Source organism: Microcystis sp. M049S2 (genome assembly GCF_020245625.1).
In the GTDB taxonomy this organism is placed as follows: Bacteria; Cyanobacteriota; Cyanobacteriia; order Cyanobacteriales; family Microcystaceae; genus Microcystis; species Microcystis ichthyoblabe_A.
In genome coordinates this window covers 14,254-40,505 of the sequence record NZ_JADBUN010000168.1, presented here as the reverse complement: position 1 = coordinate 40,505, position 26,252 = coordinate 14,254, and the positions used below count along the sequence as shown (strand labels likewise).

25 protein-coding genes and 1 pseudogene are annotated in these 26,252 nt (G+C 42.2%); 14 read left to right on the top strand and 12 right to left on the bottom strand.

Translation table 11 applies throughout. From position 1 onward, the window contains the following. Window positions 1–63 precede the first annotated feature (63 nt). Window positions 64–957 (bottom strand): hypothetical protein, encoded by an 894-nt coding sequence (locus IM496_RS14860; RefSeq protein ID WP_287662397.1) that lies wholly within the window; start codon window positions 955–957, stop codon window positions 64–66. Between the two features lie 165 nt (window positions 958–1,122). Between IM496_RS14860 and IM496_RS14855 the strand changes: the two are divergent. The 3 genes and pseudogenes from IM496_RS14855 to IM496_RS14845 form a co-directional block, all read left to right on the top strand. Beyond that, window positions 1,123–1,341, top strand: a pseudogene (locus tag IM496_RS14855) (PhoH family protein); the annotation flags it as partial. 6 nt (window positions 1,342–1,347) lie between these two features. Then, complete coding sequence (locus tag IM496_RS14850; RefSeq protein WP_287662395.1) at window positions 1,348–2,316, top strand: cysteine synthase A; 969 nt, start codon at window positions 1,348–1,350, stop codon at window positions 2,314–2,316. A gap of 278 nt (window positions 2,317–2,594) precedes the next feature. Continuing rightward, window positions 2,595–2,873, top strand: a complete 279-nt coding sequence (locus IM496_RS14845; protein WP_287662394.1) for a hypothetical protein — start codon at window positions 2,595–2,597, stop codon at window positions 2,871–2,873. A gap of 223 nt (window positions 2,874–3,096) precedes the next feature. On the opposite strand, the gene IM496_RS14840 is transcribed toward IM496_RS14845, so the two are convergent. Together IM496_RS14840 and IM496_RS14835 are read right to left on the bottom strand one after the other, a co-directional pair. Then, the gene (locus IM496_RS14840) at window positions 3,097–3,294 is read right to left on the bottom strand and encodes a type II toxin-antitoxin system HicA family toxin (protein ID WP_002761284.1); all 198 of its coding nucleotides are present in this window, start codon (window positions 3,292–3,294) and stop codon (window positions 3,097–3,099) included. Further along, window positions 3,295–3,540, bottom strand: coding sequence for a DUF1902 domain-containing protein (locus IM496_RS14835; RefSeq protein ID WP_008203482.1), 246 nt, complete (start codon window positions 3,538–3,540; stop codon window positions 3,295–3,297). 356 nt (window positions 3,541–3,896) lie between these two features. On the opposite strand from IM496_RS14835, the gene IM496_RS14830 reads away from it, so the two are divergent. The 4 genes from IM496_RS14830 to IM496_RS14815 all read left to right on the top strand — a co-directional run bounded on the left by IM496_RS14830 (window position 3,897) and on the right by IM496_RS14815 (window position 9,725). Then, window positions 3,897–4,190 carry a DUF433 domain-containing protein gene (locus IM496_RS14830; RefSeq protein ID WP_149978192.1) on the top strand — a complete coding sequence of 98 codons (294 nt, stop codon included), beginning with the start codon at window positions 3,897–3,899 and terminating at the stop codon, window positions 4,188–4,190. Continuing rightward, window positions 4,183–4,551: a DUF5615 family PIN-like protein gene (locus IM496_RS14825; protein WP_004162358.1), complete on the top strand. Its 369-nt coding sequence runs from the start codon at window positions 4,183–4,185 to the stop codon at window positions 4,549–4,551. The genes IM496_RS14830 and IM496_RS14825 overlap by 8 nt, the downstream gene beginning before the upstream one ends. Window positions 4,552–4,626: 75 nt before the next feature. Then, a complete protein-coding gene (locus tag IM496_RS14820; protein ID WP_287662393.1) occupies window positions 4,627–4,842 on the top strand; it encodes a hypothetical protein in 216 nt (71 codons plus the stop codon). 44 nt (window positions 4,843–4,886) lie between these two features. Continuing rightward, window positions 4,887–9,725, top strand: coding sequence for a DUF3110 domain-containing protein (locus IM496_RS14815; RefSeq protein WP_287662392.1), 4,839 nt, complete (start codon window positions 4,887–4,889; stop codon window positions 9,723–9,725). On the opposite strand, the gene IM496_RS14810 is transcribed toward IM496_RS14815, so the two are convergent. Both IM496_RS14810 and leuS read right to left on the bottom strand, forming a co-directional pair. Then, window positions 9,722–10,096 (bottom strand): hypothetical protein, encoded by a 375-nt coding sequence (locus IM496_RS14810; protein ID WP_287662391.1) that lies wholly within the window; start codon window positions 10,094–10,096, stop codon window positions 9,722–9,724. The two genes, IM496_RS14815 and IM496_RS14810, sit on opposite strands and share 4 nt — an antisense overlap. Window positions 10,097–10,242: 146 nt before the next feature. Next, window positions 10,243–12,795 carry a leucine--tRNA ligase gene (gene leuS / locus IM496_RS14805; RefSeq protein WP_287662389.1) on the bottom strand — a complete coding sequence of 851 codons (2,553 nt, stop codon included), beginning with the start codon at window positions 12,793–12,795 and terminating at the stop codon, window positions 10,243–10,245. A gap of 434 nt (window positions 12,796–13,229) precedes the next feature. On the opposite strand from leuS, the gene IM496_RS14800 reads away from it, so the two are divergent. From IM496_RS14800 to IM496_RS14790, 3 genes are all read left to right on the top strand, one after another. After that, complete coding sequence (locus IM496_RS14800) at window positions 13,230–13,805, top strand: hypothetical protein (RefSeq protein ID WP_194015466.1); 576 nt, start codon at window positions 13,230–13,232, stop codon at window positions 13,803–13,805. 6 nt (window positions 13,806–13,811) lie between these two features. Continuing rightward, window positions 13,812–14,180, top strand: coding sequence for a DUF1818 family protein (locus IM496_RS14795; RefSeq protein ID WP_194015468.1), 369 nt, complete (start codon window positions 13,812–13,814; stop codon window positions 14,178–14,180). 65 nt (window positions 14,181–14,245) lie between these two features. Next, on the top strand, window positions 14,246–15,316 hold the full coding sequence (locus tag IM496_RS14790) for a YheT family hydrolase (protein WP_194015470.1): 1,071 nt from the start codon (window positions 14,246–14,248) through the stop codon (window positions 15,314–15,316). 10 nt (window positions 15,317–15,326) lie between these two features. Here the strand turns inward: IM496_RS14790 and IM496_RS14785 are convergent, their stop codons facing one another. Next, window positions 15,327–16,322 carry a carbohydrate kinase family protein gene (locus IM496_RS14785; RefSeq protein ID WP_287662383.1) on the bottom strand — a complete coding sequence of 332 codons (996 nt, stop codon included), beginning with the start codon at window positions 16,320–16,322 and terminating at the stop codon, window positions 15,327–15,329. Between the two features lie 375 nt (window positions 16,323–16,697). Between IM496_RS14785 and IM496_RS14780 the strand changes: the two genes are divergently transcribed. Continuing rightward, window positions 16,698–17,168: a GNAT family N-acetyltransferase gene (locus IM496_RS14780; protein ID WP_194017670.1), complete on the top strand. Its 471-nt coding sequence runs from the start codon at window positions 16,698–16,700 to the stop codon at window positions 17,166–17,168. On the opposite strand, the gene IM496_RS14775 is transcribed toward IM496_RS14780, so the two are convergent. The 5 genes from IM496_RS14775 to IM496_RS14755 form a co-directional block, all read right to left on the bottom strand. Continuing rightward, window positions 17,104–17,961 carry a sensor histidine kinase gene (locus IM496_RS14775; protein WP_287662381.1) on the bottom strand — a complete coding sequence of 286 codons (858 nt, stop codon included), beginning with the start codon at window positions 17,959–17,961 and terminating at the stop codon, window positions 17,104–17,106. The two genes, IM496_RS14780 and IM496_RS14775, sit on opposite strands and share 65 nt — an antisense overlap. After that, window positions 17,916–18,503 (bottom strand): L-threonylcarbamoyladenylate synthase, encoded by a 588-nt coding sequence (locus IM496_RS14770; protein ID WP_104396352.1) that lies wholly within the window; start codon window positions 18,501–18,503, stop codon window positions 17,916–17,918. The genes IM496_RS14775 and IM496_RS14770 overlap by 46 nt, the downstream gene beginning before the upstream one ends. Window positions 18,504–18,753: 250 nt before the next feature. After that, window positions 18,754–19,545, bottom strand: a complete 792-nt coding sequence (locus IM496_RS14765) for a dual OB domain-containing protein (protein ID WP_194017674.1) — start codon at window positions 19,543–19,545, stop codon at window positions 18,754–18,756. A 4-nt stretch (window positions 19,546–19,549) separates the two neighbouring features. After that, window positions 19,550–19,987, bottom strand: a complete 438-nt coding sequence (locus IM496_RS14760) for a DUF488 domain-containing protein (protein ID WP_002782504.1) — start codon at window positions 19,985–19,987, stop codon at window positions 19,550–19,552. Then, window positions 19,980–20,606 carry a DUF488 domain-containing protein gene (locus tag IM496_RS14755; protein WP_194017676.1) on the bottom strand — a complete coding sequence of 209 codons (627 nt, stop codon included), beginning with the start codon at window positions 20,604–20,606 and terminating at the stop codon, window positions 19,980–19,982. The genes IM496_RS14760 and IM496_RS14755 overlap by 8 nt, the downstream gene beginning before the upstream one ends. 277 nt (window positions 20,607–20,883) lie before the next feature. Between IM496_RS14755 and IM496_RS14750 the strand changes: the two genes are divergently transcribed. From IM496_RS14750 to IM496_RS14740, 3 genes are all read left to right on the top strand, one after another. Further along, on the top strand, window positions 20,884–21,411 hold the full coding sequence (locus IM496_RS14750) for a GIY-YIG nuclease family protein (RefSeq protein WP_194017678.1): 528 nt from the start codon (window positions 20,884–20,886) through the stop codon (window positions 21,409–21,411). Between the two features lie 231 nt (window positions 21,412–21,642). Continuing rightward, window positions 21,643–22,677: an anthranilate phosphoribosyltransferase gene (trpD, locus tag IM496_RS14745; RefSeq protein WP_287662376.1), complete on the top strand. Its 1,035-nt coding sequence runs from the start codon at window positions 21,643–21,645 to the stop codon at window positions 22,675–22,677. 361 nt (window positions 22,678–23,038) lie between these two features. Then, complete coding sequence (locus IM496_RS14740) at window positions 23,039–24,580, top strand: ferredoxin--nitrite reductase (RefSeq protein WP_159249067.1); 1,542 nt, start codon at window positions 23,039–23,041, stop codon at window positions 24,578–24,580. Between the two features lie 219 nt (window positions 24,581–24,799). Here IM496_RS14740 and IM496_RS14735 read toward each other — a convergent pair whose 3' ends face one another. Further along, window positions 24,800–25,834, bottom strand: coding sequence for a PstS family phosphate ABC transporter substrate-binding protein (locus IM496_RS14735; protein ID WP_194018343.1), 1,035 nt, complete (start codon window positions 25,832–25,834; stop codon window positions 24,800–24,802). Between the last annotated feature and the right edge of the window lie 418 nt (window positions 25,835–26,252).

Below are 26,252 nucleotides of genomic sequence, written 5' to 3'. Positions count from 1 at the left end.
CCCACCCCCTGCTCATAGACAGTCTTAACAAGTAATTTAGATACACCAACAGCCGCTCAGTTATTAGTATTCTCCCCCATCATTTTTTTTCTGGTCTAAAAGATGATTATAGATCACACTTTTGAGAGATTGCCAAAAAGGAACTAATAAAATACTCAGAAGTAAGAAAATAGTAATCAGACCATAGGAAAACATCGCCATTTGTCGGAAAAAAAGAGGATTTTCCGTGAGCGTTTGCCAGTCCTCCGAAGAATTGAACCAAAAGGGAATTGAAGCCAAAGCTACTGACAGAATATAAGCTGGAATAATTAATAAACTGGCAATAAATATCACTCCCACAATTCTCCAAGCCGAGTTTTTAGTTAAATGCCAACCTCTCTTGATTGCTTGCCAACTGCCTAAATTATCTTCAATTATTAAGGGCAATTCGGCAATGCAAATGCGAGCAGATAACCAAAGGAAGAAAACAGGAAGACAGAAAGAAGCCAGTAAAATAAGCAATACACCAAGGATGGGGATAAAACTGACTAGCACCAGAGACAGCGTTATCGGCAAGATTATTGCCGCTCCCAACAAACCGATCAAAACCTGCATCCACCACAAGCGCCACATTTTCGGCTTAACTTTTTTTTCCGCTTGTCCGGCAGTTTCCGGCTGATAAATAATGTCTTGAAAAGCTAATCGTGAGATAACCGCACTATTGAAAAGATACTTAGCGGCCGAGAAAATTTGTACTGGGAAAAGAAATAAACGTAAACCGATATCGCTGCCTTGTTCGGGGGTAATTGTTTGATAAAGTAATTGACTGAGAATTAATTGCAAAACTAAGGGGAGAAGCGACCACAAACAGGCGCGGACAGCAAAGAATACATAAGTTTGGAAGCGATCACGATAAAGACGGAAGGCAGTATTAATCGTATTGCCAATATTCAAAGGCTCGATGGAATTGTTAGTCACGGCGGGACTCCTTACAGAACGCCACCACTATATTAGGTTAAGTAACTAATAACAGCTAAAAACTTCCAATTTAATCAATATTTCCAGCTAAGACAACAATTTTGCTAAAGTGGTAGAAATTGGCCAACGATTCAATTCCCCAGTGGAGAAAGTGCGATCGCATTGATGATCTTAACTCCCTTCGGATTCAGTTCGCGCATGGTAGTAACCGGAGATGTCACCCAAACCGATTTAACGCAACCACAGGAATCGGGGTTAATTGCCGCTCAAAAAATCCTAAAATCAGTAGAAGGGATCGCTTTTTCTTACCTATCGCGGGCCGATGTGGTACGTCATCCCTTAGTACAAAAAATCGTCTCAGCCTACGAACAGCACGAAAAATAACAGATTATGGATATTAAAAATGGTTTCGTCGATGCGGTGGGTAATACTCCCCTAATTCGTCTCAATAGTTTTAGCGAGGAAACCGGCTGCGAGATTCTCGGTAAGGCCGAATTTCTTAACCCCGGTGGTTCGGTCAAGGATCGGGCCGCTTTATATATTATTCAAGAAGCGGAAAAAGCTGGTACTCTCCAACCGGGGGGGACCGTTGTCGAAGGAACCGCCGGCAATACTGGCATCGGTTTGGCCCATATCTGCAATGCTAAGGGTTATAAATGCCTGATTATCATTCCCGATACCCAATCCCAAGAGAAAATCGACCTATTGAGAACCCTTGGCGCGGAAGTGCGTACTGTTCCCGCCGTTCCCTACCGAGATGCCAATAATTACGTTAAATTATCGGGGAGATTGGCTGGCGAGATGGAAAATGCTATCTGGGCTAATCAATTCGATAATCTGGCTAATCGTCGCGCTCACTACGAAACCACTGGCCGGGAAATCTGGGAACAAACCGACGGTAAAATTGATGCTTGGGTGGCTGCCACGGGAACCGGGGGAACCTACGCGGGGGTGGCGATGTTTTTAAAAGACCAAAATCCCCAGGTGCGTTGCGTGGTGGCGGATCCGATGGGTAGCGGTTTATATAGTTATGTGAAAACCGGGACAATTACCCTGGAAGGTAGTTCAATTACGGAAGGGATTGGTAATAGTCGTATTACCGCTAATATGGAAGGCGCACCCATAGATGATGCCATTCAAATTGATGATCCCACTGCCATTAAAGTTGTTTATCAACTATTACAAAAAGATGGTTTATTTATGGGGGGTTCTGTGGGTATTAATGTCGGTGCTGCGGTAGCTTTAGCTAAACAAATGGGACCAGGCCACACCATAGTTACTGTTCTTTGTGATGGTGGGTCCCGTTATCAATCTCGTTTATATAATCCTCAATGGTTGGCTGAGAAAGGATTGGCTTAATCAGGAATTATCGGCTCATAAATTAGTGGAGATAATGGGAGGGGGAGGGCAACAATGAGGGAAGGCAGCAAGGGAAAATGAGGCGCTTCGGTTGGGCAAACACTTAAGATAAGATAGATAACAATGCTGATAACTATCATTATTAAGTAGGTAGGCACAATTATTTGTAGGATGGGTTAGCGGTAGCGTAACATAATCGGGCGTTGGGTTTCATGCTTCAACCCAACCTACGTTCATTTTATATTTAATTCCACCCACCTACTTATGAGAATCATCAGATGTCAGTTACTATTGAACAGGATCTCAAAGAAATTTTAGGTTCAATTTATCAGAAGTTTGATAATCTACAAAAAGATTTTATGGATATTAAAATAGTACAGGCAAGATTAGAGGAAAAAGTCGATAGTTTAGAAAAAGATATTGAAGGGGTAAAAGAAGATACAAAAGAATTAAAAGGCTCTCAGAAAGCCCAGATTTGGACGTTAATCGGCATCTTGGGAACAGCTTTACTAGGAACAGTGATTCGCTATATTATTCTCCCTTTTCCTCAATCATAATTAAGACAATGAATTTTGAACCGCCTTCTGCAACAGTGATTCCTCAAATTGCAGAAAATCACTGTAGGGGTGAAGCATTTGGGCAATAACTTATCGCTGAAATCCTAGATTTTTTATCCCAATGCTTCGCCCCTACCCCGACCAATGTTTAGGCCATGCTAGAATGGTGATAAAAGCATAGAATCCTATGTAGTTTAATTAATGGATGAAGATTCTACAGCGTTCAAAAGGCTTTAGATAATCCGGCTTGTTTCAAAACTGCATTGGCAGTATGGCGTGATTTAATAGTATTATCAACTACAAATCTTCTTTCTGTCAGAGGACTATACCAAATTTCATGATCTCCTTTACCTTGACGTTCAAAATAACATCCAGCTGCTGAGAGCAGTTTTTTTAATGCAGGTGTTAAAGAAGTAGCCATCTAAACAGCGCACTCAATTGATTCTTGACGATGACTAATTAGTTCAAAAGTTATCGGTGCTTGAGGTTCAAGAGTAATTAGATGATTGAGTTGTAATAATTCTGGAATCATCTGTCGTAATTTAGCTGTTAAAGCTTCGATGGTATCAGCTTCGGTGACTAATCCCGGAATATCTTCACTCTCTGCTACCCAAACTTGCGCCTCTCGATCCCAAAATGCTTCTACTTGGTACGGTTTTTGATTCATGATGATTTAGTTCAAGTGAGTAGAATTAGCTTATCTATCAATCAAGATTATACAGTGCGATCGCTTTTCTGACAATCTTACCACCAATCCCCAACTCTTGATGATTGCCGATGAATCGCTTATCACTGAATTTACCACGCTATGAATGAACAACGCACCCAATACCGTCTAAACTATGATTTTTTTTGATTGTTTGATTGACTAGGATTTTTTTCGGCTATCGTCCCTGTGATAGAATTCTGATAATCTCCCCATTCAATCCCCTACCCCGACCAATGCTTGGGCTATGCTAGAATGGTGATAAAAGCATATAATCCTATGTAGTTTAATTAGTTGAAACTGAATCGAAGAAAGTTATGTTAACAGAGATCAATATTGGCACTTTCATAAAAAGCGATCCCAAAATTCATGGAGGTTGTCCTATTATCACGGGAACTGCTGTTACTGTACGAAGAATAGTGATCTGGTATAAGTTAGGATATAGTCCTGAAGAAATTGCCGATGAAATCCCTCATCTTTCTTTGGCACAAGTTTATGCCGCTCTAACTTACTATCATACTAACAAAGAAACAATAGAAGCAGAAATTATAGCCGAAGCCGCCGAAGCAGATCGCATTGAAGCATTACATTATTCTTCTTCTTATGAGTAGAATTAGCTTATATATGGATGAGGATTCTACATTGCGATCACTTGCTTTTATTTTGAAAAGTAGAGGTGTTGATGTGATTACTGCTTTAGAAGCTAATAGATTGGGATACTCTGATGAAGAACAATTAATCTGGGCAACTTCTCAGGGGTGTAGTCTTTATAGTTCTAATGTTAGAGATTTTTATTATTTACATACACTTTTCTTACAACAAAAAAGAAATCATGCAGGAATCATTCTAGTCCAACAACAAAGATATTCAATGGGGGAAATTATGCGAGGGATTTTACAGCTAATTGCCACTAAATCAGCCGAAGAAATGATCGATCAGGTTGAATTTCTGAGTGCTTGGATTACTCGATGATTGTTATGAGGATTTGATAGACTGTTTTAAAAATTCTAACCACGACCTATTATCATAGCCCCTCATTATTCAGCCTTGATTCAGTGCGATCGCTTTTCTGACAATCTTACCACCAATCCCCAACTCTTGATGATTGCCGATCAATCGCTTATAACTGAATTAACCGCCACCATCCGCCACGCTATGAATGAACAACGCACCCAAACATACCTAAACCTGATTAATCAATTATCATCGTCCTCATTCAATTATGTCCAATTTTTTACGGAATGGCGAATCAAGGTGTTGTAGTTCTGATAAGTTTCGTGGTTTAGAAGTGATAAGGAGTCTAAATTATGTTTGAACGGTTTACAGAGAAAGCGATTAAGGTAATTATGTTAGCGCAGGAGGAAGCGCGTCGCTTGGGGCATAATTTTGTAGGAGCGGAATTTATATTTTTAGGGTTAATCGGTGAAGCGACAGGAATTGCGTCGCAAGTTTTAAGACAGCAGGGAATAACGCTAAAAAATGCTCGGATTGAAGTTGAAAAAATTCTAGGAAGGGGTTCAGGAATTAGTCCAGAAATGAATCCTGTAGATATTCCTTTTACAGAGTCGGCAAAACTCGTTTTAAACAGTGCATTATCATTTGCTGATAAATTAGGGAGTGAATCTATTGATACAGAGCATTTACTGATTGGGATTTTTCAACAAGGGGAAAGTACAGGGATAATTTTACAAAATTTACAGGTTAATCTAAAAGATTTAACTGTTTCTTTGAGTCAGTATTTTCAGCAGCAACCCTCTAATCAGTTACCTCAAACTGTTTATGTTCTGCTTTACAATGTGGGAGCAGATGATGAGGGTATTCATACTATAAGTGTAGATGATAATCACAAAATATTACTGTTTGAGTCTCAAGAAGATGCGGCTACTTTCGCACGACGATTAGGGGAGCAGAATTTTCCTGTACCGAGTGTTGAAGCAATAGAAGCTGAGGAGATTTTATTGTTTTGTAAGAACTCAGGTGATGATTGGGAATTTGTAGCGCAAGGATTAAATATAACTCCTCCTGTTGATAATAAAGATATAGATCAAGAAGATACCGCACAGCAAAAGCGTACTCAAGCCTACCTAAACCTGATTAATCAGCTATTATCCTGCAATGATGGCGATGAACCCCGAATATTACAGGAAAATCAGGAATTGTTGGATCAGGGTTTGGTAACAGAATTATTAAAAGTAGCGGATAATCTAAGGCTACAAAGCGATCTCAATAATGCGAATCAGTTAATGAATATTGCGGGAAATTTGCTACAAAGCTATTCTTCTTCCTCTATAAAGACAGAAACTAACTATCTCAATTTCTTAATCGAGACATTACAAAAAATTTCTGAAAATCCTAATCCTCAAGTTATTTATCCCTTCTGGGCGCAAAATCTGGATAAATTGGATGATAATTTAGCACAAATTCTAGATAGTCGGGAGACAAAAAAATTAACACAAGTCACACGGGAACAACCCTATTTTATCGCTGGTGTTATTGTCAATTTCAGTAACTTAATCTGTCAATTTCCCCTCGGTGACGTCGCCGTCAATAAAGAAATTGCTATCACGGGTTATGAAATAGCCTTAACTATCTTCACTTTTGACGCATCTCCCCAACAATGGGCAAGAACACAGTGTAATCTCGCTGCTGCTTACCGTAATAGAATCAAAGGGGAGAAAGCTGAGAATTTAGAAAGCGAGATCGCCGCTTGCCATGAAGCCTTGAAAGTGTTCACTTTTGACGCATTTCCCCAGGATTGGGCAGGTACACATAATAATCTCGCTGCTGCTTACTTTAACAGAATCAGAGGGGAGAAAGCTGAGAATTTAGAACTGGCGATCGCCGCTTACCAAGAAGCCTTGAAAGTTTATACTTTTGAAACATCTTCCGAAAAATGGGCCAATATTAAAACCTCTCTGGCTAATGCTTACTCCGAGAGAATCAAAGGCGATAAAGCTGAAAACTTAGAAATGATAGTCAAGCATTATACAGAAGTCTCCTCAGTTATAACTTTTGAGGCATTTCCCCAAGAATGGGCAAAGCTACAACTGAATATTGCAATGGCTTATTTACAAAGAATCAGAGGAGATAAAGCTGAAAATATGGAAATAGCTATATCCTCTTGTCAAAAAGTCTTGAAAGCAAGATTTTTTAATGATTTGTCTCAAGATTGGGCAACAATACAATTAATTCTTGGTCATGCTTACTTTCAAAGAATTAGAGGAGACAAAGCTGACAATTTGGAACTCGCGATTACCTATTACCAAGAAACTCTAAAAGTAAGAACTTTTGACACATTTCCAAGCGATTGGGCCGCAACAAATATTTGTCTGTCTATTGTTTATTCAGAGAGAATAAAAGGTGATAAAGCCGAAAATTTAGAACGAGCGATCTTTTGTGGACGAGAGGCCTTAAGAGTTTATACTCGTGAGATTTTTCTTCAAGATTGGGCATATAGCCGAACAGTTCTCGCTGCTGCTTACGTTGACAGAATCAGAGGGGAGAAAGCTGAGAATTTAGAAAGGGCGATCACCTATTATCAAGAAGCTCTGAAAGTTTTCACTTTTGAAGCATCTCCTAAACAATGGGCAATAACGCAAAACAATCTAGCTAATGCTTACCATAAGAGAATCAGAGGAAATAAAGCTGAGAATTTAGAAGCCGCGATCACCCATTGTCAAGAAGCTCTAAAAGTGACCACATTTGAAGCATTTCCTGAAGAATGGGCGAACACACAAAGTGAGCTTGCTAATGCTTATTCTGAAAGAATCAGAGGTAATCAATCTGAGAATTTAGAACTAGCGATTGTTCATAATCAAGAAACGCTAAAAGTTTTTACTTTTCAAGCATCTCCTAAACAATGGGCAATAACGCAAAACAATCTAGCTAATGCTTACCGTGAAAGAATCAGAGGTAATCAAGCTGAGAATTTAGAAACAGCGATCACCTATTATCAAGAAGCCCTAAAAGTGACAACTTTTGAAGCATTTCCTGAATATTGGGCAAGGACAAAAAGTAATATTGCTCGTGTTTACCTTCTTAGGGAGATCATGGGTTATGAGACTGAAAATTTAGAACTAGCGATTACCCATTGTCAACAGGCTCTGAAAGTTTTTACTTTTGAAGCATTTCCTGAAGATTGGATATTGATACACAATTTGCTCGGTTCTATTTACCATAGAATCGGAGGGGATAAAGCTGAGAATTTAGAAAAAGCGATCGCCGCTTACCAGGAAGCCTTGAAAGTGAGGACTTTTGAGGCATTTCCCGAAGATTGGGCAATGACACAGAATAATCTCGCTATTGCTTACAGTGACAGAATCAGAGGGGATAAAGCTGACAATTTAGAAAGAGCGATCAAGTCTTATCACAATGCCTTAACAATCTACACAAAAAAAAATTATCCCCTTCAATGTTCACGAACTGCCGGTTATTTAGCAAACCTACACTACGATGAAAAACAATGGGAACCTGCAACAGAAGCCTATAATACTGCCATTGAAGCGGTAGAGAATGCCCGCTTAGAAGCCCTTAACCCCCAAAGTCGCCAAGAGGTTTTATCCAATGCTATTGATGTTTTTTATCGCATCGTACAAGCCCATCTTAACCTCAATCAGCCTGAGAAGGCATTAGAATATATCGAACGCAGTAAAGGGCGTAATCTGGTGGAATTAATCACCCAGAAAAACCTACACCCCCAAGGCGTTAGTCAAGAAATTATCGCCCAATTAAATGAATTAAAGCAAAGAGTTGTTAATGAACAAATCCGCTTACAACATCAAAGCATTAACCAGAATTTAATGAGTCGTGATAACTTAACTCCCTACGTTCAAGATCATAGTTATCTGAAAGAATATCAACAAGACTTAGATAATTTTATTGCAAGAGAAATTAAAGATCCTCTCTTTAGCCTCACTCAAAAAGTTGAGCCGATCGTATTTACAGAGATTCAGGCTTTAACTGATGCCGAAACTTGTCTGCTGCAATGGTACATTACAAGGGAGAAAATACTCACTTTTGTCGTGTCTGCTGAGGGAGAGGTTAAAGTTTGGCAATCTTCCGAAGATGATATAAATCAATTATTTGATACAATCAACAATTATCTACAGCTTTACTACTCCGAAAATGGCAAGCAAGAATGGAAAAATCAACTATCTAACCTCTTACAGACTTTTGCTGATATTCTGCATATTAATGATATTCTTGCCCTCATTCCCGATACTTGTCAACGCTTAATTATTATCCCCCATTGGTTTCTGCATATTTTACCCTTACACGCCTTACCTGTTGATCCCCCCCAACCCTCCTTAAAAAGGGGGGAGTCGGCAACGGGGGGATCAGAATTACAAGATTTATTTCCGAAGGGTGTACAATATGCCCCCAGTTGTCAAATCTTGCAAAAAATCACCCAAACTTTTCACCATTCCGACTTTAATAAACTGTTCGCCATTCAAAACCCCACCAAAGACTTATTTTACACTGACTTAGAAGTTAATATCCTCTCAACTTTCTTTACTGAACCTCAAGTTATCGCCCAAGATAACGCCACTAAAAACGCTGTTCTTCCCCATCTCAAATCCTCAGATAACCACTGTTATCATTTCTCCTGTCATGGAAGCTTTAACCCAGCTAATCCCCTTCAATCCGCCTTATTATTAGCCAATAAAGAACCCTTAACATTAGGCGAAATCTTTGAACTGCGCTTGAATAAATGCCGCCTTATCACCCTTTCCGCTTGCGAAACTGGCTTAATTGATTTAAACTCTATCAGCGATGAATATATCGGTTTACCCAGTGGTTTTCTGTTTGCAGGAAGTCCCAGTGTTGTCAGTAGTTTATGGACAGTTGATGACCTATCAACCTCCTTCTTGATGATTAAATTATATGAGATTTTATTTGATGAGAATCAGCAAGTTTCTGTACCAGTTGCTTTAAAACAAGCTCAAAACTGGTTACAGAATTTAACTATTGAGTCATTAGACAAATTTCTGGAGCAATATCAGCCGCAAATAGACAAACATCTTGCCCAACTGCGACCAGGACAACGCCTACGATATGAACAATCATTGAAACAAATAAAACAACGCCAACCCCATCCTTTTATAAGTCCTTATTACTGGGCAGGTTTTATCGCTACAGGGATTTAAGTTTCAGAATTAGCACAAACCTTTTTCATACCCAACTTAAAAGCACAAATACCGATAGCTGTCGCTACACCAACAGGAATACCAGCACTCACAGAAATCGGTTCTATAAAAGGTGCAATCATACCCGATTGTAAGCCTTCTCTAACTTCTTCTTGACAGATAAATTGGCGGCATTTTTTCAGTAAATCACCGATAGATCTATCTGGTTCTGTACCAGTTTCTCGCATTAGCAGTAAAGGTACAGCATCCTCAAGATAACCTTCGCATTCTTCAATCGCATCCAAAGCAGCGATCACACTTAGATTATCTGCCAATTCAGCGCGAAACTGGGCAATTTCTTCAGGAGTAACTTTAGTTGATTCAATATCCATAGGTTATTCTTATTTACAGACAATACTAATTGTATAGTTTCTATTTTGCTATCTATCGATAGTTTTTAATAGAAAGTGTTAATCTAACTGGTTACTGATAACTGAAAAGGTTCTTAATTTCCTACCATTGTGATAATTGCTGTCATTTAAACCACGACAAAATTAACTAATTTGCCTGGGACAACAATCACTTTTTTGATTTCCTTGCCCTCTAAATAACGTTGGGCGATTTCTGATTCCAGGGCGAGGGTTTCTAGGGTGCTTTTATCGGCACTAGCGGGAACTTGTATCGTGCCTCTGGTTTTTCCCAAAATTTGGATGACAAGGGTAATCTCGTCCACAATCAGGGCAGTGGGATCAACTTTTGGCCAGGGTTGCAGGTGAATTGATTGGCTATGGCCTAAAGCTTGCCATAATTCTTCGCTAAGATGGGGAGCAAAAAGGGAAAGTAAGATTAATAGGGTTTCGATTCCTTCCCGATAAATGGGGGATGCAAAACACTTATTATCCCCTAAAGCGTTACTGAGTTTCATCAATTCGGAAATGGCGGTATTAAATTGATAATCTCCTTCTAAATCCTCGGAGATTTCTTTAATAGCGGTGTGAATTGCCCGTCTTAAATCCTTGTCAGTTTTCGAGAAAGTCTCTATTTTTTTGACTTGCTTGGGTTTATTTTCAATATATTCGCTGACTAAACGCCACACCCGATTAAGAAAGCGAAATTGTCCTTCTACCCCCGCATCTTCCCACTGTAAATCTTTTTCTGGGGGTGCAGTAAAAAGTATAAACATTCGGGCAGTATCGGCCCCATATTTTTCGAGGACTTTCAGAGGATCAACGCCGTTATATTTCGACTTAGACATTTTTTCAAAGAAGAAAGATAGAACTTCTCCCGTGTCTTTATCGCAATATTTATCCTCTTTATAGATAACATTTTCTGCGGGGACATATTTGCCAGTTTCGGGATTTTTGTAGGTCAATCCCTGTACCATTCCCTGGGTTAACAGACGGTTAAAAGGTTCATCGACATTAACTAAACCTCGGTCCCTTAAAACTTTGGTAAAGAAACGAGAATAGAGTAAATGTAGGATAGCGTGTTCGATTCCTCCGACGTATTGATCCACGGGCATCCAATCATTAACCTTCTCGAATTGAAAGGGTATATCTTCATTTTTAGCATCGGTATAACGGAGGAAATACCAACTAGAATCGATGAAAGTATCCATAGTGTCCGTTTCCCGTTTTGCGGGAGTTCCACAGCGAGGACAATCCACATTTACCCAGTCTTCTAATTTGGCTAAAGGGGAAGCACCTCGACCGCTAAATTCGACATTTTCCGGTAAAGTAACGGGTAAATTATCGATAGGTACTGGCACGGTTCCACAGTTAGGACAGTGGATAACTGGAATCGGACAACCCCAATATCTTTGACGGGAAATTAACCAATCCCGGAGACGATATTGTATTCTAGCTTTGCCGTAACCTTGGGCAGTGGCATAATCAATAATAGCGGTTTTTCCTGCTGTAGAATGCAGCCCATTAAATTGAGCGGAATTAATCATAATTCCCGCTTCTGTGTAAGCCTCTTTTAACTCAATTTCGCCACTTTCTGGAGTAATAACTATCTTAATTGGCAGGTTATTTTCCCGAGCAAATTTAAAATCGCGACTGTCGTGAGCCGGGACTCCCATCACTGCCCCCGTCCCGTATTCGTAGAGGACATAATCAGCAATTAAAATCGGAATTTCTTCACCAGTAAAAGGATTAATTGCCATTCCTCCGGTTTTAATACCGCGTTTGGGTTTATCTTCGGCAGTTCTTTCTAATTCGCTTTCGCTGGCTATCTCTTGAATAAAAGTTTCTACGGCCGATTTTTGTTCGGGAGTGGTAACTTGTAAAGTTAAGGGATGTTCGGGAGCAAGTACCACATAAGTGACTCCATAAACCGTATCGGGACGAGTGGTAAAAACAGCAATTTTTTCTGTGGAGTTAACAAGAGGAAATTCTAAATAAGCACCTACCGATTTACCAATCCAGTTGGCCTGCATGGTTTTAACCCGTTCCGGCCAACCGGTAAGTTTATCTAAATCAGTGAGTAATTGTTCGGCATAATCGGTGATTTTTAGGAACCATTGCCGGAGTAATTTTCTTTCTACTTTAGCACCCGATCGCCAAGATTTTCCTTCACTATCTACCTGTTCATTGGCCAAGACAGTTTGATCGATAGGATCCCAATTCACTGCCGCTTCTTTTTGGTAGGCTAATCCCGATTCAAAAAACTGTAAAAATAGCCATTGGGTCCAACGATAATATTCCGGGGAACAGGTGGCAACTTCTCTTTCCCAATCGATAGATAATCCTAACTGTTGTAATTGCCGTTTCATCTGGGCAATATTTTGATCAGTCCATTTTGCCGGAGGAACTCCCCTTTCAATAGCGGCATTTTCTGCGGGTAATCCGAAAGCATCCCACCCCATGGGATGCAGGACGCGATAACCCTGCATTCTTTTCAGACGGGCAATCACATCGGTGATAGTATAGTTACGAACGTGACCCATGTGCAGGTTGCCTGATGGATAGGGGAACATGGAGAGGGCGTAAAATTTCGGTTTATCGGCGTTTTCTGGGGTTTTGTCCAATCCCATTTGCTGCCAAATCTTCTGCCATTTCTGTTCGATTTCTGCGGGGTTGTACGGCACTGGGGTCTTTTCTCCTGAGTTTTATCTATCCTTCCTATTTTACAGCAGCCGGCTGGGGGCGATTGCCAGTCTTGGGGTTATCTACCCTAGCAAAAACCCTCTGGGTTTTAAGTAAGTGGTTCTAATTAAATATGAAGATAGATTTTGGGTTCGATCCCCCCTATCGATTAGTCAGATCTTTCTTAACAAAAAGAGAAGAAACTTAAAAAAAGGGGAAACGATTGATAGGTATAGTTTTGAAAGAAGGAATCAAGGTCGAGGTCAGCAAAAAAATGGAGAAATGGGCAGCCCAAGAATTACAGTATGGTGGAAAACTTGGCTGGATAATTTAGTACAAGTGTTCCGTAAGCTTCGGAAAATCTAGCCGCGATGAATGGCAATCTTTGTGTGACACTATTTATAAAAAGGTTCCGCTCAATTTATTCTTGATCAATATGCTATTAAAATTACCTCAAAAGCTAAAAATTCAGCGACTAATATTATTAGTATTCTGCCTAGTGATAGGGATATTTGTCTGGTGGTTATCGTGGCAATCCACCGGGATGAGCCAAATTCAACGCCCCGAAACAGTTGCTCAACAAATTTACCAAGCAATGCCAGATTTACCGAAAGAAAACAACTATACCCGTCGAGAGACAGGAGCGATCGATCCGAATAATACTTTAATCAGTCGCTTCCTTCGTTATCATCAAGATACCAAAAAAAGATTTACTCTCATCCGTTTTGATTGGCAATTAACCCTAGGGGATTACCTAGGAGTGAACGAGAAAATCAGCGAAGAAAACTATCCCGGACAAGCAACCCTTACCGTTAATCCTATGGCTGCCGATATCAAAGCGATGAACAGTCTTAATCGTCGTCAACGGCAGCAGTTAGTAACTCTTTTAGTCGAAATTTATAACCCCGCTATTCTCCCCCAAGAAACCCCCACTCCTAACCCTTCTCCTAGTCCCTCTCCCCCTCGTCCCTCCTTATCAAAACCGGGAGATGCTGACCTATTAAAATTCTAGAAAATTATGGAAAAAATTCTCAAATATGGTTCGGGTTGGCGACTGGGTTGGAATCCTACGGCAGCCGTTTATAAAGGATTAATTGGTGGTGATGATTGGGCGATGGAATTAACCGAGGCCGAGTGGCAAGATTTGCGTCGGTTACTATCACAATTGACCGCAACTATGGCGGCCATGGCCACAGAATTAATGGATGAAGAAAGTATTGCTTGTGAAGCGGAAAGCGAGCTTTTATGGTTAGAAGCGACAGGATTTCCCGATAATTATTCCCTGCGATTTATTCTCTATCAAGGTCGCGGTTGTGAGGGCAATTGGTCGGCCACTGCCCTGCCAGAGTTGCTCGCTGCTTGGGACAATTTGCTTTACAATTTTTAAGAAAGCGGTGGACATAAGTTAATTTTTGTTTCCCTCTCTTGACTTTTTGATTCCCCTGTGCTGCCATGATTGCCCATCCGAGGACGAAGACCGATAATCTCACCTACACCCCGCCCCCATTGCTGAAAAACGGTTTTGCCATGACTCTCTATGTGTCCCTAAAAGCGCGAGAAACCTGGCAAAATACGATCGCTATTCCCGAACCAGTCTATCAAGAAACCATTTTCACCGGGGCCAATGCCGTCCCCATCTACGGGATTGTTTCCATTCCCCCGCAAGCGAAAGGAACAATTATCGGGACCTACGGCATCACGGGAGACTTAGATAATCAATGGTTTTTAAGGATTTTAGGCAGAAAAGCCGTAGCGAGAAACTACGCAGTCGTCCTCTTCGATTGGCGGGCCCACGGTAAGACAGCCGAATTATCCCCGACTCTCACCTCCGATGGCATCTATGAAGGGCTAGATTTCATTCATATTGCCGCCCAAGCTCAAAAAATGGGCTGTCCCGCTCCTTTTTGGTTCACAGGTTACTCTCTGGGGGGACAATTAGCCCTCTGGGGAATTAAATCGGCAGAGAATCAGGAAGATATGGGGATCGATCCCGCCCATATCGGTGGTGGGGCGGTAATTTGTCCTAATTTAGACTCTAATCGTTCCTTATCCTATCTCGTCCGGGATACCTGGGGGAAACATTTGGAAAAAGCGATCGCCAGGGAATTACGCAAGTTAGCCAAACGCATCCATAAAGCTCATCCCGATCATATCGATCCCGAAGCAATTACTCGCGCCACCACGATTGCCGGATTCGATCGAGAATTAGTGATTAAAAAGCTAGGATTTGAGACAGTTTTTGACTATTATGCCGCTAGTAGTCCCTTGCCCTTTCAACCCTATTTAACTAAACCCACTTTTATCCTCTACGCGGCCGATGATCCCCTCTTTTCCCCCGCAGTTATTCCCGATCTGCAAGCAGCGATCGCTGATAATCCCCACGTGGATCTACTCTTAACCAACCATGGCGGTCATGTGGGTTATATCAGCAGTTTATCCTGTCAGCGTCAGTGGGGCGATAGCGATCGCTGGTGGGCATGGAATCGGGTTTTAGACTGGTTTGACCAAAAAACTGGCAAATAAGGGCTAATTTCTAGGATTCAAAGGCCGCTAGAAACTCCTCCAGCTGCTGCCGAGTCGGTTGGGATGCGATCGCTCCTGCCCCCCTTGTCACCATTGCCCCCACCGCACAGGCATAAATCACCGCCTTACGCGCTAAATCGGCATTTTCCCCGATTTTATCGCCTCCAAGACCGGCAAGAGCCAAAAAACCAGCCACAAAGCCATCTCCTGCCCCGGTTGTATCCACCGCCTCCCCAGGAAAAGCCTCGACATTGCCGCTATTTTCGCCTAAATGATATTTACAACCTTTTGCGCCGCCAGTAACCAGAATTGCCCCTAAATTGGGGTATTTTGACGATATTTCTCTGGGGGTATCAGTGCCAAATAACCATGCTGCTTCTTCCTCGCTACATTTGAGCAAATCGGCCTGAGCGATAAAATCTCGAATGATATCAGGGGCAGCCTCAAGATTAGTCCAAAAAACCGGCCGCCAGTTGATATCGATCAATACTTTCACCCCGTAAATTTTAGCTAATTGCAGGGACCGCATCATCGCCGCTCTCGCCGGGGGATAGGCTAACCCTAGGGTTCCCATCACTAGATAATCGGCATTTTTCCAGAGATTTTCGGGCAATAGGTCAGCATTAAGGGCAGTATCGGCAAAATCAGTCGTTTTTCTGCCGCCAAAACCCGCAAAATGTCTTTCTCCCCCAGCATCGCGGGTGACATAAACTTGTCGGGTGGGTAGGGTGGCATGATACTGTACACCAGTGGTATCGACTCCGAGAGCGTCTAGCAAGGCGATTAACTGTTCTCCGGGTTGATCTTTGCCCACACAACCGATAAAAGCCGAATTTATGCCCAATTTTCGCAATCCACAGGCCACGTTTGCCGGCGCCCCCCCGGCGTAGGTTGTCCAAGAAGTTACTTGCTCTATAGCGCGATCGCTTTGATCGGCAATTAGATCATAGAGGATTTCCCCTAAACAAATGACAGACACCGGCGAATATCTTTGATTGTTAAGCATTGGTGTGGGGTGTGGGGAAGTGGGGTGTGGGGTGTGGGGTAATGGGTGTGGGGTGTGGGGTGTGGGGTGTGGGGTGTGGGGTGTGGGAAGTGGGGTGTGGGGTGTGGGAAGTGGGGTGTGGGGTGTGGGGTGTGGGGTGTGGGAAGAATAAATAAAAATAATCTCCTGACGACCGACTCCTATCTCCTCCTATCTCCTGACGACCGACTCCTGATCACTGATCAATAACTTGTCAAGAAATCACGATAAATCAACTAGAGATTATCTTAGACATTTAGTATAATCAAACACATAGATTAGGGGAAATTGCTCATAAATCAGCCCGATCGAGCGTGAATCCTCTTTTATTTTTTAGTCTTAGACTAAGGAAATATCATGGTTGATTGTAGTCGGATTCAGTTTGACGAGGATAAAAGCAAGATAGATCTATTGCAACTACGAGAATTATTTAATTTAACCGCATTTTGGGCAATTGATCGCCGTTTAGAAGATTTAGAAACCGCAATTGACTATAGTAATCCGGTGGTGACGGTGTGGAATGAGCGGCAATTAATTGGTTTTGCTCGCGCCATTTCTGACGGCATTTATCGGGCAACTATTTGGGATGTGATTGTTCATCCCGATTATCAGGGAGCGGGTTTAGGGCGTAAATTAGTAGAAACAGTCTTGGCCCATCCCCGAATAAATCGAGTGGAAAGAGTCTATTTGATGACTACTAATCAAGAGAAATTTTACCGGCGCATTGGTTTCCAAAGCAACGCCACCACGACGATGGTATTATTTAATCGTTATCCCGAGGATTTTTCCTGTCCGGCGATCGAGGTAAAGAAAAAACGATCCGTGTGAGCTTGTCCTGACTATTGTTATCGATTTGATCTAAGCTCATTTCCCCCCCCGAGACTTCGATAATCCCCTTCGCTAACTGAAATTTAAGACTGGGAGAAAAGCCAAGAGCTTGAGTAAATTGTTTTACTTCTTCCTGGTTTGATTCTAAACTCAAAGGGGAAATTTCTGGCATTTGCCAGAGAGCGATTTCCCCGGGAAATTCTAGGACAATAGTGACTTTTTTCTCGCCAAGGGCGCTTACCGATATACAAATAGAGCCGCTCGTTAAGTTAGCGATCGCTGTATCGACGAGAAGGACAAGAGCGGAAAATAAACGCTGATAATCGGCAATAATAGCAATATCATCGGTTAAAGGGCTAAATTTAAGCTTAATATTGCGATTAGCTGCCTGTAAATAGGTTATACTTGCCCAATCTTGCCAAAGTTTAGTGAAAGAAAAAATTTCTTGATCGAGAGGTATAGTACCCGACTCTAGTTTAGAGAGATTAATCATCTCATCGAGCATTGCCATCAGTTTACGGCCCGCCAGTTGTCCCTGGGCGATAAATTCCCTTTCTTCGGCCGGACTTTCGCAAAGATCGGCGAGAATCATTTGATGGAGACTGATCATACTGCTCAATGGCGATCGCAATTCGTGGGCAACCCGTCCTAAAAAACTGCTTTTGAGGTGATTAATTGCCACAGCCATCTGATAAGCGAGGCGAGTTTGCTGTAATTCCCGTTTTAAAGCGTCAATATCGTCCATATTTACAGAAAAACTGCCCCTTGTCGTAAGATATCCCATCTTTGACATTGCCAACGCGCAACGGTGGAGGGTTGTCCACTATTGATTATTCCCCATGCTTGCCTTTCTGTGGGCGCTAACACCGTCACCGAGGGAAAAGTAGTCATAATCGCTTCTGGAGTTAATAAAGGCTCTTGTCCTGACAGATTAGCACTTGTGGTCGCTAAAACACCAGTTCGACCGAGAATTTCTCTTGCGATCGCATGAGCGGGAACTCGGATACCAATCGTGCTAGGATCCTTAGGGTTAAGAACTTTTGGTACTTTTTCAGAAGCGGGTAAAACCAAAGTTAGGGGGCCGGGCCAGTGTTTTTCGGTCATTTGTCGCCAAATTTCCCTTTCTTCCTGACTTCCCTTGACATAATCCCATAAATCTGCTGCTGAGGCCGCCATGAGAATTAAGGGTTTATCAAAAGTCCGTTTTTTAGCGGCAAAAATTAAGGCAGCATAGGGGGGAGAAACCGCTAAAGCGGGGACTGTATCCGTGGGAAAAGAAACCACTTGACCACTTAAGGCCGCGTGAACAATTTCGTTAAGAGAAGCAGTAGGCATTGAGAATTGATCATTTTTGGGGACTAATTTAGCCTAAGACTTTTTGGTACAATTTTAAAGGGCAAGCAGTTGATCAAGATTAATTTTACTAACAGTTGCTCCTAGTGCCTCTTGTCAAAAATGGTCAACTTCTTAACCTTTCAGAATCAGAAAACGATCACACCGTCCCATTAACCTTTAGTTCACTCCCCGGCAGCTAAACTGTCAGTCTAACGGTTGAACTCACCACCGTGAGTGATTTGTTAGTTGGCTATATTTTTCCACCGCTTCTCAAAAAATCAAGAAACTGTTTAGCTTCATTTTCAGTAAGTTGATAGCGGGAAACTTTGCCAAATTTTTCTTTTAAATATTCCTTTCCTTGTTCTCTACTCCAAGATAATCTCTCCATTTCCGTAGCGATGAGTTGAATTTCAGGCAAAAGTTCAACCACTCCCGCGATCAAACGATAGCATGATAGGGGAAGATTGACATCGGACTGCCAGGGCTGTCCGAGACTGAGGCAGATTAAACAGTGAGGGTTTATTTCTTCCTCTCGATCGAGTTTCTCTAGAATTATCGGATCGGTGATGCTAAGATCAAAATCGGCGAAATCATACTGAGCATCGGCAATAATCCCCCGCCATTTCCCCCTGCTGTTTTTAAGGCAGCAGAATGATTTTACCTCAATCAATTGGAGAGTGCGTACTGGAGCTTGGGATTTCAGATATTCATAAGGTATCGACTTTCCGTAATCGGGATATAATAAATCGCCCTCGCAAAACTGTAAAAGATTGGCTACCTCTGCTTTGCCAATAATTGCCCAAGGTAAGTTTTTATAGCCAATATTCTCAATCTCATGGCCAGATTTTCTCTCGCTGTCGATAGGAATACTGAGGATATCCAAAATACTAATTTCCCCAGTCTGAATACAATTATTATCTAGAGGGATTCTGCCGTCTTCTAACTCGGAAATTGGTCTGAACCACTGACCCGATTCTCGGTCTATCCCCGCAATACATCTTCCCTGATGCTTGTAAGAATTAGCTAGACAAATTATCTCCATATAGCTACAGATGAATAATTTCTATATTATTAAAATGGGACTGAAGATATTCTGCGGCAAGTCGCCGGTGGCAAAAGTGAGGTTTGTCTTCGCTACAAAGAAAACAGGAATTCTGTAAGCTATCCGGTTTGAGCGTTGATTCAATATGTCTTTGACGCAGAATCTCAAGGTATTTTTTAGAGTAATCTTCCCACGATATTTGTTTCTTTTTGTAGGCATCTAAAATTTCTTGAGTGGGCGCAAGTGATAGTTCATGGGAGTAATCGATGCCGCCAATCTCAGAGAGAAAGTACTTTAAGTCGTTTTGTTTGGCAAAGCCGGATAACTGGGAGGTATTATGCAAGCGAGTATCGATGATTTTAGTAACGCCCGCTTTTCTTAGGCCCTCAAAAAAACTAGAGGCAGATTTTCGGGTAAACCCGATGGTGAAAAGTTTAATCATGATCTTTCTCCACATAGGCTATGCGATCGCCCTGCAGCTGATAGGCTTGACTAATTCTCTCGCTTCGTGGCAACTGAGGTTGACTGACTGTAGGGAAAAGAGATAGTTGTATATTCTCCTGTTTGTCTTGCAAGTCATGAATTTGCAAGAGTCGTTCTTCGAGATTTTCCTGGTACTCCAAGTCACCGTTGCTGTGAATGTGGGCAATTTCAAGGTTAAAAGACAGGAGATGCCGGCACACCAGAATGGCTCTATGGCAAGTGATCGGGTCTTTCTCGGCACACATCAGGGCAATGCGATGATTTTGCGATCCTTTGATGATGCGCTTCAGTCCCTGTTGGAATGAGTCAAGGACGGCAATTTTTTCGTAAAGGGCCCTGCCTTCCACATAACAGCTACTATCTGCAGGCCGCGCCCCTAACTCCGCCCCTAAAAAAACATAGCGAATCTCTGCTTTGGGTAGGTAGGACTGGAGGGCCTGTTTGTTGAAGTGGGGAAGATAGCGGCTGTAAGGAGCGGAACGCACATCTGCTAAAGCATTGATATTATGAATGGAGAGGAGTTCGAGGAACTTTTCTGGGGTGTGGTTAGAATGCCCGATCGTAAATATAGCCAGCATTGTATCTAACTTGATAGTTTAGTAACCTACCCTATTATATCTCAGTACGTCTGGGGTTATCGAGTCAGATAACTGTTAGTTTACCCTCTTGGGTTAGCCACAGCCCGGAATATAAAATTCAAACTTAGGTATAATTTATCTATAGCGTTTCCTAAGCTAGTGAGCTACACATATTTTTCTTCCCTTTTGACTTTTGCCTTTTGCCTAAAACCCATAACTTTTGTACCTCAGCAGACTGAAAAACGCTATATCTCCAACCAATTATCGACAGTTAATTATGAATGAGCCTGATACTTTTGCTAATCTCCAACAATTAGAATATATTCCTTACCTAGATACCACGGGTAATATATCTGCTGATTTCCAGGGAAAAATCGGGGTTTATGCCATTTTTAATCGAGAGCAAGTCCTAGAGTTTGCCGGCTATTCTCGTGATATTTATCTCAGTTTAAAACAACATCTTGCCCGACAGCCCCAAGCTTGTTATTGGCTAAAAATACAAGTGATTGAGCGTCCTAATCGAACTATTCTCGAATCGATTAAACAAGCTTGGCTAAGAGAAAGTCAGGCAGTAATCGGCGATGAAAAACTCTGGACAGAACCAATTGATGCTAAATTAGTCATGACTGAGACAGAAAAAGAAATTTATCAAAGTGCTGACGAAGTAGGGCAAATCAAGTTATTAAAACAGGTATCCAGACGAGTAGAAAATGATATTTTATCAACCCTAGAAAAACGGGGAGTACAGATGGAAATTCGTTTTAATCCTAAGTTAAAAGAACAGGGTTTGCTCGATTTAAAGTAAAAATTCCGGCTCTCTTATTCTTTGTGTAATAAGTTTAACTTATATAGTAGCGATCAGTCTTTGTGTCCTTTGTGTCTTTGTGGTTCGTCCCACTCACTCGGCCGCAAAACTGTATTTTAGAATACATTTTACCCACCAAACCTAAGAGAGCCAAATTACTAGGAGCGATCGATTCTCCAGACAAACCGCTATGATATTATATCGCCCCCTCCCCACAGCAATGGAACAGCGATGACCACTCCAGACTGGCCAAACCTACTGCAGCAACTACTCGATCGAAAATCCCTTTCCCTTAACCAAGCTGAAGAATTAATGACCGGATGGTTAAACGGTCAGATTCCAGAAGTTTTATCGGGGGCGATTTTAGCGGCTTTGCAAGCAAAAGGAGTCTCGGCCGCGGAATTAGCGGGAATGGCCAGAGTTTTACGGCAACAATCTCGCTTAGAAGACCCTAAACCCCATACTACTCCCGTTATCGATACCTGTGGCACCGGCGGTGACGGGGCCTCAACCTTTAATATTTCCACTGCCGTGGCTTTTGTAGCGGCCGCCGGGGGCGTAAAAGTGGCTAAACACGGCAATCGCTCCGCCTCCAGCAAGGTCGGTTCGGCCGATGTTTTAGAATATCTTGGGGTTAATTTGAGCGCCCCTAGCGAGAAAGTAGCGGCGGCCTTAGATGGGGTGGGAGTTACCTTTCTTTTTGCCCCCGGTTGGCATCCAGCCCTGAAAAGTGTGGCTAATCTCCGCAAAACCCTGAAAGTTCGCACGGTTTTTAATCTTCTGGGCCCTCTAGTTAATCCTCTCCGTCCCACAGGTCAAGTTATCGGGGTTTATGACCAGCAATTTCTCACCCCCATGGCCACAGCTTTGGCACAAATGGGAACCCCAAAGGCGATTATTGTTCACGGCCGGGAAAAACTCGACGAGGTGGGGTTAGGAGATCTGACCGATATGGCTTTATTAAATAATGGCGAGGTGATTTCTGCGGCGATCGATCCCTTGTCAATTTCTATCCCCAGAGCCAGTTTAAATGCCCTTAAAGGCGGGGAAGTGCCAGAAAATGCCGAAATTCTCAAAAATGTCCTGCAAGGGGGGGGAATGCCGGCTCAACGGGATGCTGTGGCGATTAATGCCTCTCTTGCCCTACAGGTGGCAGAAAAGGTCACTTTTGGCGATCATGCTGCCGGTTTCGCCCTCGCTTGCGAGATTTTAGCCAGTGGGTTAGCTTGGCAAAAATTAGAGGAGTTGGTTAAGTTTCTCGCTTAGGAAAATTCACAGGAGACAGAAAGCAGAAGGCGGTCGGCAGAAGGCAGGAGATTATTTTTATTTATTCTCCTCGCTCCCATCTCCCCACACCCCACACCCCACTTCCCCACACCCCACCTCAATGCACTTACTGCATGATAGAAATCCTTAAACACGATGGTTAAAGGATTTCTGTTACAAACAATACAAAATTATCCAAGTTAAAAAGAATTAAATAACAAATAGAGACTAGGTAAATTACTAAATTTTTGCTAATGACGACAGTATTTTACAGAATACTTATTGTTAAATCCCGATTTCTTCATTTCTAACCCGCACCAACTAGAACAATTACACCCACAAACCAGAAGGAGATAGATTCGTGGTACAAGCACCTGAAAAAGATGGAACAACTCTCAATAAATTCGAGAAATTTAAAGCCGAGAAAGACGGACTAGCCATTAAAGATGAACTGGATCATTTTGCCCAAATCGGTTGGGAAGCAATGGATAAAACCGATTTAGAACATCGCTTAAAATGGGTGGGGGTTTTTTATCGTCCTGTCACCCCGGGCAAATTTATGATGCGTTTGCGGGTTCCTAACGGCATTATTAGCAGTGAGCAAATGCGCGTTTTAGGGGAAATTGTGCAGCGTTACGGCGATGATGGCAATGCCGACATTACTACTCGTCAAAACCTACAATTACGCGGTATTCGTATCGAAGATATTCCTGATATTTTCCAACGACTAAAATCCGTGGGTATGACTTCGGTACAATCGGGCATGGATAATGTTAGAAACATTACCGGTTCACCCATGGCGGGACTAGACGCGGATGAATTAATTGACACCAGGGAATTAGTCCAAAAAGTCCAAGATATGATTACCAACTACGGTCAAGGTAATTATCAATTTACCAATCTGCCCCGCAAATTTAATATTGCCATCGAAGGGGGCCGGGATAACTCTGTTCATGCGGAAATTAACGATATTGCCTTTGTTCCTGCCTATAAAGAGGGAGAATTAGGCTTTAATGTCGTAGTAGGTGGCTTTTTCTCGGCTAAACGCTGTGAAGCGGCAATTCCCATGAATGTTTGGGTGAGACCGAATCAGGAAGTGGTGGATTTATGCCGAGGAATTTTGGAGGTTTACCGCGATAACGGATTGCGGGCCAATCGTCAAAAATCCCGTTTAATGTGGTTAATTGATGAGTGGGGAATTGAGGAATTCCGCACCCGGGTGGCCAATCAGTTAGGTTATCCCTTGGCAACGGCGGCGGAAAAAGACGCTATTGACTGGGAAAAACGGGATCATTTGGGAGTTTTTCCGCAAAAACAGGAGGGATTGAGCTATATCGGTCTTTGTGTTCCCGTTGGTCGTCTATTTGCCGATGATATGTTCGATTTGGCCCGGATTGCCGAAGTGTATGGCAGCGGAGAATTGCGTTTAACTGTGGAACAAAACGTGATTATTCCCAATATAGCGGCTGAAAATATGCCGACTCTTTTAACCGAGCCTTTACTGGCTAAGTTTACCCCCAATCCCACTCCTTTACAACGAGCGCTCGTTTCCTGTACGGGGGCGCAATTCTGCAATTTTGCCCTGATTGAAACCAAAAATAAGGCTGTGGACTTGATTAGTCAGTTAGATGCCGAATTAAATATCCCCCGGGGTGTGCGGATCCATTGGACTGGTTGCCCTAACTCCTGCGGACAACCCCAAGTGGCCGATATCGGTTTGATGGGGACAAAAGCTCGCAAAGACGGCAAAACCGTGGAGGGAGTTGACCTCTATATGGGGGGTAAAGTGGGTAAAGATGCCCACCTGGGCAGCTGTGTACAAAAAGGGATTCCCTGTGAAGATCTAAAATCGGTGTTAACTTCTATCCTCATCGAACAATTTGGGGCGACACCGAAGGGTTAATTAAGTAGGGTTTGCTGAAAAAGTTTTTCCTGGGGGCAGGGTGTAGGGTGTAGGGTGTAGGGTGTAGGGTTCTACCCATTTTGAGGGGGTCAATTACCTAATTTTCAGGGAAAAAGTCCCTGAGTTCTCCCCCCGCTCACTCCCAGAGCCGGTACTTTTTGATTGACAAAAAGTCTAAAAGTCTTACCAAACAAGGTTTTTAGATTTATTCAGCCAACCCTACTTCGCTTCAAATTGGGCTTGTTTGCGAAGTAATTCCCCGATGGTTAAATTGGGTTGAGGTCGGCCCTCAAAAACCGTTCCTACCTCAAATTTTTGCAACTGTACCCGTGCCAAATGATAGGCCTCATCGGGCAAGGGAATATAACCAATACTATCTAATAAATTGGGAACTCGATCAAGATAATATTCGACAAATTTCTCTAAAGCGGGATTCTCTTGGGCTTTTTGGGCATTAACATAAATAAACAAAGGACGAGATAAAGGCTGATATTTACTATCCTCGACATTGCTGCGAGTTGGTTCAATACCGTTAACTTTCAACGCTTTTAATTTATCCCGATTTTGTTCATAGTAAGCATGGCCAAAATAGCCTAAAGCGTTGGCATCTTGACTGACGGCATTAACTAAAGCTTCATCATCTTCACTAAAATTAAAATCCCCACGACTGGCATCTTTACTGTTAATTACATCACTAAAAAAATCGTAGGTTCCGGAGTCTTTACCTGGTCCGTGAAGGGTAATCGGTTGGTCGGGCCAAGCGGGATTAATTTGATTCCAACGTTTGATTTTATTCTCGGCCGCTGGTTCCCAAATAGTTCTTAATTCTGTGGTGGAAATATCATCAACCCAGTTATTTTGGGGATTGACTACCACGGTTAAAGCATCAAAAGCGATCGGTAGTTCAATAAATCTTACCTTATTAACATCACATTCTTTTAATTCTTCCACAGAAATCGGCCGAGAAGCATTATTAATATCGGTTTCTCCCGCACAAAATTTTCTAAAACCGCCGCCAGTTCCTGAAATATTAGCGTCAATTTTAACATCAGCCAAAACTTTGTTAGGGGTATTAGCTTTAAAATCTTCGAGAACTTTATCGGTAATTGGTGCTACGGTACTCGAACCATCGATTTTAATTGGTTTTAGGTCTTGAGGATTAATATTGGCACAGGCGGGTAAAATTAGGGCAGTACCCAGGACAATTGCCACTACTTTGGTGGGACGAGATAGCTGAGTAAAGATTTCTAGCATAGGTGTCAAAAGGAGAAAGTAAAAACGGGTATTGGGGAGACTTTTCAGTTATCAGTGGGGAAGTGGGGTAGTGGGGTAGTGGGGAAGTGGGGAAGTGGGGAAGTGGGGAGAAAAAAGCTGAGGGATGATGACTAAAAACCTTAATCTTTTCTTTGTTGTTTTTACGTCACTACAATGATAAGGAAAGAGAAAAACCTAATCTAAACTGGAAAAGTCAGCGGCTTTACCCGCGGCTTAAAACTAATGTTTAGTCAAAATAAATAGTAAAAGAAGAACGTAGGTTGGGTTGAAGCATGAAACCCAACGCCCGATTATGTTACGCTACCGCTAACCCATCCTACAAATAATTGTGCCTCCCTACTTAAAACTAATGTTTAGTCAAAATAAATAGTAAAAGAAGTTGAGATTTTTGTCTAGT